Annotated in this window: 13 protein-coding genes; 6 read left to right on the forward strand and 7 right to left on the reverse strand. The window is 47.1% G+C overall.

Going from position 1 to position 12200, the window contains the following annotated elements:
* Positions 1-2: 2 nt before the first annotated feature.
* On the reverse strand, positions 3-1217 hold the full coding sequence (locus tag ACTJKB_RS12970) for a chromate transporter (RefSeq protein ID WP_440834453.1): 1215 nt from the start codon (positions 1215-1217) through the stop codon (positions 3-5).
* A gap of 262 nt (positions 1218-1479) precedes the next feature.
* Here ACTJKB_RS12970 and ACTJKB_RS12975 point away from each other — a divergent pair, with 262 nt between their 5' ends.
* Positions 1480-3102: a histidine kinase N-terminal 7TM domain-containing diguanylate cyclase gene (locus ACTJKB_RS12975; protein WP_440834758.1), complete on the forward strand. Its 1623-nt coding sequence runs from the start codon at positions 1480-1482 to the stop codon at positions 3100-3102.
* Positions 3103-3185: 83 nt separating this feature from the next.
* Positions 3186-4076, forward strand: coding sequence for a diacylglycerol/lipid kinase family protein (locus tag ACTJKB_RS12980; RefSeq protein ID WP_440834455.1), 891 nt, complete (start codon positions 3186-3188; stop codon positions 4074-4076).
* Positions 4077-4160: 84 nt separating this feature from the next.
* On the opposite strand, the gene ACTJKB_RS12985 is transcribed toward ACTJKB_RS12980, so the two are convergent.
* Positions 4161-5135: a glycosyl hydrolase gene (locus tag ACTJKB_RS12985; RefSeq protein WP_440834457.1), complete on the reverse strand. Its 975-nt coding sequence runs from the start codon at positions 5133-5135 to the stop codon at positions 4161-4163.
* 254 nt (positions 5136-5389) lie between these two features.
* On the opposite strand from ACTJKB_RS12985, the gene ACTJKB_RS12990 reads away from it, so the two are divergent.
* Positions 5390-6193: an aminoglycoside N(3)-acetyltransferase gene (locus tag ACTJKB_RS12990; protein WP_440834458.1), complete on the forward strand. Its 804-nt coding sequence runs from the start codon at positions 5390-5392 to the stop codon at positions 6191-6193.
* Between the two features lie 4 nt (positions 6194-6197).
* Here ACTJKB_RS12990 and ACTJKB_RS12995 read toward each other — a convergent pair whose 3' ends face one another.
* The gene (locus ACTJKB_RS12995) at positions 6198-6746 is read right to left on the reverse strand and encodes a hypothetical protein (protein WP_440834459.1); all 549 of its coding nucleotides are present in this window, start codon (positions 6744-6746) and stop codon (positions 6198-6200) included.
* Positions 6747-6859: 113 nt separating this feature from the next.
* Between ACTJKB_RS12995 and ACTJKB_RS13000 the strand changes: the two genes are divergently transcribed.
* Positions 6860-7774, forward strand: coding sequence for a phosphatidate cytidylyltransferase (locus tag ACTJKB_RS13000; RefSeq protein WP_440834460.1), 915 nt, complete (start codon positions 6860-6862; stop codon positions 7772-7774).
* 260 nt (positions 7775-8034) lie between these two features.
* On the opposite strand, the gene ACTJKB_RS13005 is transcribed toward ACTJKB_RS13000, so the two are convergent.
* The 3 genes from ACTJKB_RS13005 to ACTJKB_RS13015 all read right to left on the reverse strand — a co-directional run bounded on the left by ACTJKB_RS13005 (position 8035) and on the right by ACTJKB_RS13015 (position 8875).
* Positions 8035-8217 (reverse strand): hypothetical protein, encoded by a 183-nt coding sequence (locus ACTJKB_RS13005; protein WP_440834462.1) that lies wholly within the window; start codon positions 8215-8217, stop codon positions 8035-8037.
* 155 nt (positions 8218-8372) lie between these two features.
* Positions 8373-8591, reverse strand: coding sequence for a helix-turn-helix domain-containing protein (locus ACTJKB_RS13010; RefSeq protein WP_440834463.1), 219 nt, complete (start codon positions 8589-8591; stop codon positions 8373-8375).
* Positions 8534-8875 carry a sigma-70 family RNA polymerase sigma factor gene (locus ACTJKB_RS13015; protein WP_440834465.1) on the reverse strand — a complete coding sequence of 114 codons (342 nt, stop codon included), beginning with the start codon at positions 8873-8875 and terminating at the stop codon, positions 8534-8536. The genes ACTJKB_RS13010 and ACTJKB_RS13015 overlap by 58 nt, the downstream gene beginning before the upstream one ends.
* 553 nt (positions 8876-9428) lie before the next feature.
* On the opposite strand from ACTJKB_RS13015, the gene ACTJKB_RS13020 reads away from it, so the two are divergent.
* Entirely contained in the window at positions 9429-9605 is a 177-nt protein-coding gene (locus ACTJKB_RS13020) for a hypothetical protein (RefSeq protein WP_440834466.1), read from the forward strand.
* Between the two features lie 156 nt (positions 9606-9761).
* Positions 9762-10688, forward strand: a complete 927-nt coding sequence (locus ACTJKB_RS13025; protein ID WP_440834467.1) for a copper amine oxidase N-terminal domain-containing protein — start codon at positions 9762-9764, stop codon at positions 10686-10688.
* Between the two features lie 108 nt (positions 10689-10796).
* On the opposite strand, the gene ACTJKB_RS13030 is transcribed toward ACTJKB_RS13025, so the two are convergent.
* Positions 10797-11498: a hypothetical protein gene (locus ACTJKB_RS13030; RefSeq protein WP_440834469.1), complete on the reverse strand. Its 702-nt coding sequence runs from the start codon at positions 11496-11498 to the stop codon at positions 10797-10799.
* Positions 11499-12200: the final 702 nt, after the last annotated feature.

The following is a 12200-nucleotide window of genomic DNA, read 5'->3' on the forward strand; positions in this document are numbered from 1 at the left end:
AACTACAAGAACTCCATAAACATCCCTCCTGCAGCACCGGCCAGAACAATCACCCAGGGCGGAAGCTTCCAGAAGAAGAGCATCACAAACAAAATGGCGGCCAGCGCGAAATCCAGCGGCTTCAGGATGGCCGTGGTCCAGAGCGGATCATACAGAGCAGCCAGCAAAATCCCCACCACAGCCGCATTAATTCCTGTCAGCGCTCCTTGAACCTTCGGATTATTCCTCCAGCCATTCCAGAACGGCAGTGCGCCGATGACCAGCAGAAAGGCAGGCAGGAAGATCCCCGCTGTGGCAATCACAGCTCCCCAGATTCCTGAGGTCATCGCCCCAAGGTAGCCGGCAAAAGTAAACAGCGGTCCCGGAACGGCTTGCGTCGCTCCATAGCCGGCCAGAAAGTCCTCCCGGCTGACCCATCCGGTAGGTACAACCTCGCGTTCCAAAAGCGGAAGAATGACATGCCCGCCACCGAATACCAAGGAACCGGAACGGTAAAAGCTGTCGAATATCGCAAAACCACTAGCCTCCACGGACGTTCTAAGAACCGGCAACAGGATAAGCAGGAGAAGGAATAGCGCCAGACAAAAGACGGCCACAGGGCGGCCGATGGCAATCGGCAGATCCGGCCCTTTAGCCGGTTTTGTCCGATATATTGCAAGGCCGATCACTCCGGCAGCAGCGAGGATCAGGATCTGACCATATGCGGCATGCCAAGACAGTGCGATTACCGCCGCCACCACCGCAATGGTGACTCTTCCCCTGTCTGGCGTGAGCTTTTGCCCCATCCCCAGCACCGCTTGTGCCACAATCGCTACAGCCACAATCTTCAGTCCATGAATCCAGCCCGCACCAGAGATGTCGAAGCCCTGCAGCAGAAAGGCAAAGGCAACCAGAGCGACCACTGAAGGCAAAGTGAATCCCAGCCAGGCTATGATTCCTCCAAGCAAGCCAGCCCTGACCACACCGATGCCAATCCCGACCTGGCTGCTCGCTGGACCGGGGAGGAACTGGCACAATGCCACCAGATCGGCATAACTTCGCTCGTCCATCCATTTCCGGCGGCGGATATATTCATTATGGAAATAGCCCAGGTGGGCAATCGGCCCTCCAAAGGAGGTTAGTCCGAGCTTCAGGGAAACGCCCAGAACCTCCAGCAGGTCAGCCCCTTTTCCCCGGGTCCTGCCAGCTTCCGCTGACTTCTGCCCTTTTGTATCCATATCCAAGACCCCCTCTTTCCTTCCTCTTAACCTCATTTAAGGCATGTCTTTTCATCATAGCACTGAATTGTTAACGTACTATTGGCTGGAGGTCAATTTCGTCCATATCTGCGCTGCACTCTCCAATTCAGTCTATGACACTTCCAAAGTGGTTGTATTCTTAGCATGCTGATTATATATTAGAAGCAAGATGTAAGACTTAAGACCCAAAATACATTCATAATGACTAACAATAGCAGGAAGGTGTAACTTATTGGGTTTTGTGGTATGGATTGATCTCATTTTATTCTTCATACTGTTTGCACTATTCGTCTATATTTTCGTTACGGTTAGCATCACGAATCTGCATAAAGTTTACTTAGCCTTCCACTTCACTATGATGATATGGCCCTTTTGCCAGTTTGCCATTAAAACTACGGATCATCCTATCTATCAATTATTTTATGTCAAGGCCGCATTTGTGGATTCGGCGCTGCTGAGCACGGGCTGGATCTTTTTCACCATTCTGTTGACCGGACAAACCCGGTTTCTGCACCGCAAAATCATACTGCTGCTGTCGATTCCGGTGATATTGACCGCTGCCGGCATCATCATCAATCCCCACAGCTGGTTTGTGCAGCCGGTAAATGGCGGTTATATTCAAAGAACCTACGGGCCTCTTTTCTGGCTCTTCATTGCCGTGGTCTTCATCCAGGTGACTGCTTCACTGTATGTGATCTCTGCCGCACTGGTCCAGGATATGACCCCGCGTGTGCGCAAGCAAGTCATGCTGGTACTCAAAGGCCTTCTGTCCATAACCTTATTTATTGTGCTGGATATCCTGCTTAATGTGGTTCTGGACCCGTATCTGCCGGTCATCCCGGGATTGACCTCACTTGGAATTTTATTGTCGGCTACTTTTTTTGTCATTTCCATCAACCGTGACAAAGTATTTGATATCGTAACCATAGCCCATCAGGATGTAATGGACACGATTGGACATGGGATTCTCGTGCTTGATGAATATGACAACGTGGTTGAAATTAACCGTTCCCTGCATCCTCATCTGCACCTGCAGCGGGGCGAACGGTTCAGCGTCCATTTTATTTTTCCGGAGCTGTCGCCAGCCATCGAAGCATTCATTCAGACCTACTGCGAGCATCCGCTGGAGCGAATCGAAATTGAAATTTTCCATTCGGGTATCCAGCGTTATCTAAACATTCAGGCTGCGCCCATTATGATCAGCGAATCACAGGTGGGACGGATCATCACGTTTCAAGACATGACGGAGCTGCAACAGCTGATTCATGAGACCAATCACCAAAACATGGCCCTACAGGAACGCAACCATTCATTGATTGAGGTGCAAAGGGAGCTGTTCGAGAAGAACCGGCAGCTGCAGCAAATGGCCCTCACAGACAGTCTCACCGGCTGCTATAACCGCCATTATCTGACGCAGCATCTGGAGGATCAAGTAAGCCGAAACAGGAAAGAGCATATTCCCTTCGCACTTATTTTGCTGGATATCGATTTCTTCAAGTCGGTGAATGACACTTACGGACATTTAGCCGGTGATGAGGTCCTCTGCCACACGGTGGAGGTGCTAAAAGAGGAACTTCGCCCATCTGACGTTTTAGCACGTTATGGCGGAGAGGAATTTATGGTGTATTTGCCGGATATCGCTCATTCTGAAGCCCAGCGTGTAGCCGAGCGGGTCAAAGCACGGGTTGAAGTGAATCAAATTACGATCGCAAACGTTGCCGAACCCGTGTCGGTTACTGTTAGCATGGGACTTCTGAGCATCAGCAGCTTCTCTCCGGGCAGCAACCTGTTCGAAGAAGTAGACCAAGCGCTATACCAGGCCAAAAATAAAGGACGCAACCGGATTGTCCATATTGCACACTGATACTGCTCAAGTTTTCATTCAACGGCTTCCTTTGAGGGTAATGTAAGTACAACACTTATCTGCAAACAGAGAGGAAGTTGTGTATGACGCAGGCCATGATCATTGTGAACCCCTCATCCGGCAAGGAGGAGGCACCGGATTATGTCAGTAGCACCGAAGAACTGCTGAGGAGCCAGGGGTATGAGGTTACGGTCAAGGAGACGCAAAAAGAAGGGGATGCCACCGAATTTTGCGTAGCTGCTTGTGAAGCGAAAGTGGATCTGGTGGTATCTATCGGAGGGGATGGAACGCTTCATGAAACGATCAACGGCCTGTCCGGCCAGGCACACCAGCCGAAGCTGGGGATTATTCCCCTCGGGACGGTGAATGACTTTGCCCGCGCGCTGCAGATTCCGCTGACTCCGGAAGAAGCCATTCATACACTGGCCTCCTCTAGGGTGCAACGGGTAGACGCAGGCAGGCTAAACGGCCGGTTATTCGTCAACGTGGTCGCTGCCGGTCCGCTGGCTGAATCCCTGTCCTCCGTATCTTCGGATGATAAATCCAGACTCGGCGCTCTGGCCTATTTCAAAGAGGGCATCAAAGAGCTGGCAGGCAACGCCGCCCATCCGCTCACCATACAGCATGATGGCAAGACCTGGGTAGGTGAGACTCCGCTGTTCCTTGCTGCACTGACTAATTCCGTAGGAGGTTTCGAGAAACTGGCCCCGGATGCCGCTGTTGATGACGGACTGCTCCACTGCTACATCATTAAGGATCTGCATTTCCTCAACACGCTTACGGTCAGTATCTCTTTATTGCTCGGTACACTCAAGAACCACAAGGACGTGGATTATTTCACTGCAAGAGAAGTAACCGTAAGCTCGGCAGATGTCATACGGACCAATGTGGACGGCGAAGAAGGCCCGGCTCTGCCGATCCGGCTGAGTGTACTCCCCCGCCATATTCAGGTAGTAGTGCCGGAGGAGGGGTAAACCCGGCCACCACCGGGCTCTGACCATGCCGCGCGATATGAGCTCAGCCGGCCTCCCGGCCTCCCCTTCTCAATTACCGTTCTCTTAATACAGCTTAGGCAGCTTGTCCAGGGTGATCGCGTATTCATGGTGATACGCCCGGCGCAGCTCCTCTTGTGTATTCCATTCCTCAGATGCACCGTATTCATTAGACCAGGTCATATACCATGTCCACGGAATTCTTGTTTCGGACAGCTGGGCCATACTCGGAATTACGCCTATTTCGCCAAGTGCCGTGATTTTGGGGGACGGTGTGATCTGAACCAGTTCCTCATATTCCGGACGCAGATCTGTGTGGACATGCTTCGGCGGGTACAGGTCTCTGGAGATCACGTCGGCTACATCATCACCCGGATAGCCCTCCACGAGCGGCGAGTTCCACACCCAGATCAGGTTGTTCAGCTGGTGATGATTGGTGTATCTGTCGTACATAATCCGGTACAGCTTCGCTGCAACCTCAGGCCCCTTGGCTCCCCACCAGAACCACGTACCTTCGGACTCATGGAACGGGCGCCACAGGATAGGGATCTGTTTATCGCAAAATTCTTTCAAAATCCCCGCCATCACATCCATATCTGACAGCAGTGCTTTGTATTCTTCCGTGCCTTCTATGACAGCCTTGGAGGCGTCAAAGGTGGTGTTCTCCGCATAAAAACCCTTAGCCCAGCTACCAAAAGGTGAAAACCAGTGCCACGTAAATGTAACTAATCCTCTGCGGCCCAGTGCCCAATCCCATGCATTATCCAGTGTATTTTTGTTCTCTTCCACTTCCAGCATGCATTCCGGGGTGGTCTTCTCGACATTGATATTAGGCGAATATGCCAGCAGCTCAAATCCGCAAAGAGCTGGCAGCTTGCCGGTCACCTCTTCGATATAACGCAGCTCCTTCTGCACAGTGGTCTGGGTATGCTGCCCCGTAAGAATTCCCTTACCGGAAATATCGCTGAGATACTTCAAGACGTTCCGGACCTCTTCCGAGGCGTTTGGATTGCAGGGGGTATAATGCTTTATCATAGCCATTGTAGTGTACCTCTCCTTTTATTTCGTTTGTTATTTTTTTGTTATTTCATTGTTATTAATTCACCATAATTTTAATCTGTAGACGCTTACAGGTCAATCCATAAGATTGGCTGATCCGCTATTGCTGCAAATGACACTGGCTGATATAGTATGGAATATATAACCAAAGGGCACTGCTTCCCTGGCTACGCTAGAGACAACCCCGCTGCTTTTGCAGCGGGGTTATTTTATGTTGATGAAAGGTGGAGGTTTACATGACAACCGGCAAGGAGAACCGCATGATTTTAACAAAAGAGGATCTAGTCACCCAATTCACAAACTGCGGACTCACCAAAGGACAGCATATCTTCGTGCATACTTCCTTAAGCCAACTGGGTTATGTTGTAGGAGGACCCGAAACCTTCATCCGTTCACTCCTTGAAATTGTGGGTGAAGAAGGCACTCTGATGATGCCTTCTCAGACCTGGAAGAATCTCGATCCATCCACAGGTGTCCACTGGGACGCGCCCACCGAAGGGTGGCCCCTAATCCGGGAACACTGGCCAGCCTATAATAAAGAAATCACACCGGCTATAGGAATGGGCGCTGTGGCTGAAATGTTCCGTAAATGGCCGGGGGCTGCGCGGTCAGATCATCCGGCCCGATCCGTCGCCGCAGTAGGCAAGCATGCAGAATATCTTACGCAAGGCCATGACTTAAGCAATATTTTCGGCTCAGGCTCACCGCTGGATAAGTTGTATCAGTTACATGGTTATGTACTCTTGGCAGGCGTCGGCTATGATAAAAACACATCTTTGCATCTGGCAGAAACCAGGGCAGACTTCCCCGCCAAGAAATGGGTCTGTGAGAGCAGTGCCATCATGGTGGAAGGTAAGCGCAAGTGGGTGACTTACGAAACCCAGGCTGTAGAAGATGAGGATTTTGTCCGGTTAGGAGAAGCGTATGACCAAGAAATGAATGTTAAGGTTCATACAGTCGGTCAGGCCAATATCCGGTTTCTGGAACAACGTCCTCTAGTGGATTGGGCTATTGCATGGATGGAGAAAAACAGGCTGTAGACGCTCACTCGCCCTCCTCCGGCACGTACTCACTCAACTTCCCTTGATAGATCAGCTCCAGCCGGTCACTCTGCCGGAAATCATCCGGCGTAACGAGCGCAGGCAGCTTGTTCCACAGCTTGATGCCGGACCGGTCCAGAATTTCCGCAACAAACTGCGAGCAGAAATAAGAGTTGCTGAATTCAACAGGTTCCTTGAGGGCAATGCCAATGACGCCCAGCATGTTGTAGAGGTACTTTTGGCGGCTGCGGATGAAGATGTGCAGGACCCGCCGCATTTTCTCGACCTCGCGTCCAGAAACATGCAGCTCGTAGATCACACAGGTGGTATTCGGATATTTGCTGAAGGTGCCTGTCCGCAGATCTTCATGTACAAAGCCGCCATTCAGGGGATTACTCGGATTCTTCCGGCCGAAGCTGTACAGCTCTGTAAGCTCACGGTCAAACGAGATGGAGGCGTGGTTGTAAGGCGCTTTGGTATAGCCTTGAATAAGCTTCGTGAACAGTGTCCCCGTATTCGTGAGCAGGATATAGACCGAATGATCATCTTCCATATACAGAAAGTCCCCTTATCGAAGTGTCAAAATCACATGCAACTTGTACTTTTTTATATATTAACATATGATTCCTTTGTTGGAATCCTATCCTGCGACAAGTTGGTGATGGCTTGAACAGTTCACTCGTTACATTCGTGCTTATCTTCACCGCTTTATCCGCCATTCATTTGCTCTACATACTGGTAAGCAGACTGCAGAAGGACAAGGATTACACGGGAATTGGCTTCCGGATCAAAACCTGGTGGGGCATGCTCTTCATCTTCTGCCTGGCCACATTGATTAATCCGGTCGTATCCCTGCTGTCCCTGATGGCACTTTCCTTCTTTGCACTGAAAGAATATTTCTCCATGATCCGTACCCGAAAAGCGGACCGCCGGCTGTTCCTGTGGGCCTACCTGTCCATTCCGCTGCAGTTCTACTGGATCTACATAGAGTGGTATGGCATGTTCATCGTTTTCATCCCGGTATATGTCTTCCTGCTCCTGCCGCTGCCCCGGCTCATCAACAAAGGCACGCTCGGATTCCTGCGCAGCGTAAGCGCCACCCAGTGGGGACTGATGCTCATGGTGTTCGGTCTCAGCCACCTGGCCTACTTCCAATTTGCCACACCGGAGTATGGCGCGGGGCTGGTGCTGTTCCTGGTAGTGCTCACGCAGCTGAATGATGCCGTACATTATCTAGCTTCAATCTATTTCGGCAAGCGTAAGGTCGTTCCGACCGCCAACCCGAATCTGACCTGGGAGGGCTTCGCCTGTGCATTTGTGGCTACTACAGGGGTATCGTACCTGATCTACCCTTACTTCACACCGCTGACCCCGATCTTCGGGCTGTTCTCCGGGGTGCTGATCAGTCTGGCCGGATTCTTCGGCAGCTTAACGGTGTCTGTGCTGAAGCGCGATTTGCTCATCGGCGATGATGATAAATTCGCTGCCCTGCAGTCAAGCTACCTAAGCCGCGTCGACAGCCTGGCCTACACCTCACCGGTGTTCTTCCATGTGATCCGGTACTTTTTTGATTTTATGTAAGCAAAAGCGGCAACTCTCCTTAACTTGGAGAAGTGCCGCTTTTTGCTTTATATAACCAGTATTGTGCAGTTTCGAGTAAATTTGAAAAAACCGTAAGAAACGAAGATAACAAAAAACAGGTCTAGCATGGTGTATCTGACCATAATCGACCTGTTCGATGTAACGCTTTAGCGTAATTAAGTTATACTTTTCGAGCATTAATTGTGCGTACAGACGAACTTACGATATTTTTCATACAGGTATTACATGGGTTATTTATGTTATTGGTTAAATGATAGGTTCAATCTTGTGGCTGGGTAGTCATCTAATATTTTCCCATGTTCCTCGACAGGCTCTATAACAAATTTAACTATATCGCTTGAAATTCCCCTAGCTTCTTTTATCTTATCAACCGCTTTAGATAAATTTGTTGAAAAAATTTCCTCATTCATTTGAGTAATCAAAATATCTCCTCCTTTATTTCAATTTAGTTGACTGAACTTTCTTTAATTTTCCTAAATCAACATAGCCGTTGTTCGGAAACCTGAAGACCGACTCGAGAACGCGGACGGACGTGAGTACGTGTTTATTTACTTTGAACCTTTCTCCTTTTGATTATCTAATTATTTAGAATCATCTCCAGCATCCCCAGTTTTAAACTTTGCATTGCATCTTCTTTTGACATCCGCATGTATTTTGATAAAACATTCATATCCTCTTCAAAAAAAGTTAGGAAAGCAAGCATCGCTTGTTCATCGTGATCTACCACAATTCGTTCGATCAACTGTTCGATTTCTCTATCTTCTGCTTCATTTCTTTGAGCATCTTGTTCTTCCATCGGTTCACCGCCTGTTGAGTCATTTGGAGTTCAAATGCAACGTCCTTTTCTTTTTTGCCCAGTGTATATAACTGGTAGATAATTTCTTTACCAATTTCTGAAGATAACGAATTTAGGAGCTGTCCCACTATAAGTCTATTATCACTATCTTGGCTAAAACCAGGAAAAGCCAAAATAGACTCAAAGTTAGACAGTAGTTCGCCGTTTTGCTCTTTCTTTACATGATAATGTATCCGCCAAGCCATTCGTTTAAGCTCGGTACGATAATACTCCAGTAGCGCCATAATAACTCCTCCTTGTATGGTTTAGCTTCTCTATTTATAAGGAGTAATTCTGAGCACTTTTACAACCAAAACGCAAACACTTGTTCCCATTTATTGTACCATATTTAGGCTCTTTTATCAGGTTATGTTGTAAAAAATGATTAAATTTCTCCTTATAAGTGAATTCAAAAAGCCTTAGTTTGAAAGGAGATGAGAGGAAAAGTGGACCCAGAGAGTATCATCAACTTGGTCACGAATGTAGGATTCCCGGCGGCAATATCCCTTATCTTACTGAAGTACGTTTTACAGAATATAGAATCACAATTTAAGCAACTGGATAAAACAGTAAGGGAATTGACTCGAGCTGTTCAGAACCTTAATGTTGAGTTAAAAAAATCCCCGTCAGAAACGTCCAGAAAAAAAGATTAAGAAAAAAGAAAGACGCTCTAATTCGAGCGTCTTCAGGCTGTCGAGAAAGTCTCGCCAGCCTTATTTATGTGTAATTAATTTAAGACGACACCGCGTTAATGTTGTATAATACGGGTAACTATTTATAGAACGGATGGTGTATTGAATGTTGCGTCCCAACCGAGAAAAACAACAATCCTGCCGCTGGTTTTCAGGGCTGGGGCTGACGGACAAGGTTCCAGACACCAACACCATAAAAGTATCCAAGAAAAATCATTTTAAACAAGATCACCGGATCGATGGCTGGATGATCAAGGACGAAATAGATTCGATGAGGCAATGAATAAATGAGGAAGTAGTGCTTTATTAATCTATATATCATAAAATAATCCATATATTGCAACTTTTTTGGCTTTACAGCGTCAGTATAACATCTGCATGTTCAGGATATTGGGAGTGCGTCATACCAGATGGTTCCCAAATAAAGGAGGAAAATAAAATGAAAAAGAAAGTGGCAGCCAGCATACTGCTTACTTTAGCCTTGTCGTCTACATTGCTCGGTTCTTCATTCGCTAGTAGTCCTTCCTATAAAGTGTCTATAAGCGGCTCAAGTACTTCTTATGATGGACAGGTGGTTTCAGGCCGGGTGCTTATACCTGTGAAGGCCATTCAAAGCTTCAATGGGGTCAAGATGAACTGGAATTCTACGACCAAACAGCTTAAGTTGCAAAAAGGGGAATCCACTGTTCTGCTCACCGCAGGTAAAAGTGTTGCTCTAGTTAATAATAAATCCGTTAGCTTAGATGTACCTGTTACGATAATAAACGGAAGAACCCTTGTTCCAATCCGGTTTGTCTCGGACGCATTGAATTACAATGTTGAATTAAATCCATCGACCAAGCGGATCACCATTTCCGACCGTGCCAATTCTGTCTTGAATGAGAATTATAAGAGTGATAACTTGGCCATATCCCGGATTGCCGCCTTACAGTTTCCTATTAATAATTCCGGATTGCCTATGTTGACGGCAGATGACGAAGGATTGAATTCAACCTATTATTTCCTGGAAGGAAAATCGGATAGTTATTTTATTCAAACAGCTGATCTTGTTTATTATTATGAGATCAAGAGCGGTCAGGCCAAGCTGATGTGGGAAGCCAATCTGGATACCACTAAGAAATCTGCATCCAAAGATATCACTCAGCTGTTCGGCTATCAAATCGATAAACAGTACGGTTCGGTGCCCCAGTTGTCCAAGAGATATGTCTTTTTTAATGTAGACCTGTTTACCTATATGATCCAATATGGATTAGCCAATTCTGATGGACAGATGTCGGTCCTAGGATCGCAGCAGAGCAGCTCTCAGGTGATCCAGAATAAGAACTTTGTTAGAGAGATTGATGAGGAACAACCGATTAGACCGTAAGAAAAATCCTGTACAGTCAAAATTAAAATTTCTCATATCTCAAAAAACTGGCACCGATAAAATATCGGTGCCAGTTCGTTTGTATCTTGAGTTTTGCTGTGTCCTAGCTTAAGCTTTAAGCGATGCGTAGATTCGGGAGTTAGCCAAATCAGAAGTGACGGTATAGTCGGCTGGTGAAGGAGTTGTACCCGTATATCCTTGACTTGCCCGCGGAGTGTGGAACAGTTCCGGAGCTCCTCCTGCGGTATTTGTAGAATTGATAGCTACCCAAGTGTTTGCGGTGTTTTTATAGCTCATATTGGAGACGGTGAATTGATTATGAAAGGTATTCCATGCAGGCAAACTTGTCGGCAAGGAAGTATAGTTCTGCTGGTCCGTCGCCAAAATGATCCGGGCATTTGTAAAGCTCTGATTCAGGTAGTCATTAGCAGTCTTGTAGACTGTTTGATTATTCACCTGGAAAATCATTTTTTTGTAGGTAGGGCTGCTTACGGTTTCGTCAATAGTAACTTTCAGGTTGATGATTTCCCCGTCACCGAACTGTAGCATAGGGCCAGAGGCACTTGTCTCACTTGCAGTCTCCGAAGCAACGGTCCAATGCCATTTATACGCACCGGAAGAATCCTTAAATTTAGGATCGTTCTGAACAGACACCCCTGCTTCAAGTGGCCCGAGACCCACATAAGCCGTAAAATACGATCCAATCGAAGGCATGGTCTTGGCACTTGGCAACTGTACCGTAGCCTGGAATCCGCGTCCGCTATTACTTGCAAGAACCTTTACAAACTTTGCATATTCATATAATGCCATTATTAATCACTCCTCTTAGTATTTAAAGAAAATATATTAGATTACCGCAATGCGACCATAGAGTAAACCTTTCGTCCATCCCCCGTGGCAACGTTTGTACCAGTCTTAAGCTGAGCAGAGCCAGACCCATCCGAAAGATGCCGTTTACCAGTGTGCCATAACCGATCTTTTCTTTGATAGCGCTTCGGAACTGATTTGCAGTGCACAAAGTATTTGTAACTGCCAGATTGATTTATTTGAAGAACAATACTGGGGGAATCACCTCAGCACGCTATTCCCTAGCGATTATTGCCTTGGCGCCTTATCGCCTTCATATTTAAGGAGTGTAAAAAGCATTTTTTACAACAACCGTTAATATTTATTGTTTTGAACCCATTTGCGGGCTCTGAGAACCGACAAAGTGGTAAACGGCACAACATCGAGTGCAGCCTGCAGTATCTTGAACTACAAATACCGTTTGCAGAGGATATTATTCTAGACGTAGGGGAAGGGACGATACAGCAACTCATAGCCACTCTACCCGCCTTTTACGCAATCTTTGTATAGTTGTAACTGTTTGAACTGAAGAATCGTCAGTTAAAAAAATAAGTTTTAGACTGATCCATTAAATGAAGCAGCGGCAGAACAAGACTTGATAAATAAAGTCCTATTCTGCCGCTGTTGTTTCACTAACGTTTCCCGTTAAATCCGTCGAGACATGGG

The sequence above is a fragment of the Paenibacillus sp. 22594 genome (assembly GCF_052044425.1).
GTDB lineage: Bacteria > Bacillota > Bacilli > Paenibacillales > Paenibacillaceae > Paenibacillus_AQ.

Bases quoted from the DNA above. Each gene is read 5' to 3' on its own strand.
- ACTJKB_RS12970 (WP_440834453.1), bottom strand. From the start codon at position 1,217: ATGGATACAAAAGGGCAGAAGTCAGCGGAAGCTGGCAGGACCCGGGGA.
- ACTJKB_RS12980 (WP_440834455.1), top strand. From the start codon at position 3,186: ATGACGCAGGCCATGATCATTGTGAACCCCTCATCCGGCAAGGAGGAG.
- ACTJKB_RS12985 (WP_440834457.1), bottom strand. From the start codon at position 5,135: ATGGCTATGATAAAGCATTATACCCCCTGCAATCCAAACGCCTCGGAA.
- ACTJKB_RS12990 (WP_440834458.1), top strand. From the start codon at position 5,390: ATGACAACCGGCAAGGAGAACCGCATGATTTTAACAAAAGAGGATCTA.
- ACTJKB_RS12995 (WP_440834459.1), bottom strand. From the start codon at position 6,746: ATGGAAGATGATCATTCGGTCTATATCCTGCTCACGAATACGGGGACA.
- ACTJKB_RS13010 (WP_440834463.1), bottom strand. From the start codon at position 8,591: ATGGAAGAACAAGATGCTCAAAGAAATGAAGCAGAAGATAGAGAAATC.
- ACTJKB_RS13015 (WP_440834465.1), bottom strand. From the start codon at position 8,875: ATGGCGCTACTGGAGTATTATCGTACCGAGCTTAAACGAATGGCTTGG.
- ACTJKB_RS13020 (WP_440834466.1), top strand. From the start codon at position 9,429: ATGTTGCGTCCCAACCGAGAAAAACAACAATCCTGCCGCTGGTTTTCA.
- ACTJKB_RS13025 (WP_440834467.1), top strand. From the start codon at position 9,762: ATGAAAAAGAAAGTGGCAGCCAGCATACTGCTTACTTTAGCCTTGTCG.
- ACTJKB_RS13030 (WP_440834469.1), bottom strand. From the start codon at position 11,498: ATGGCATTATATGAATATGCAAAGTTTGTAAAGGTTCTTGCAAGTAAT.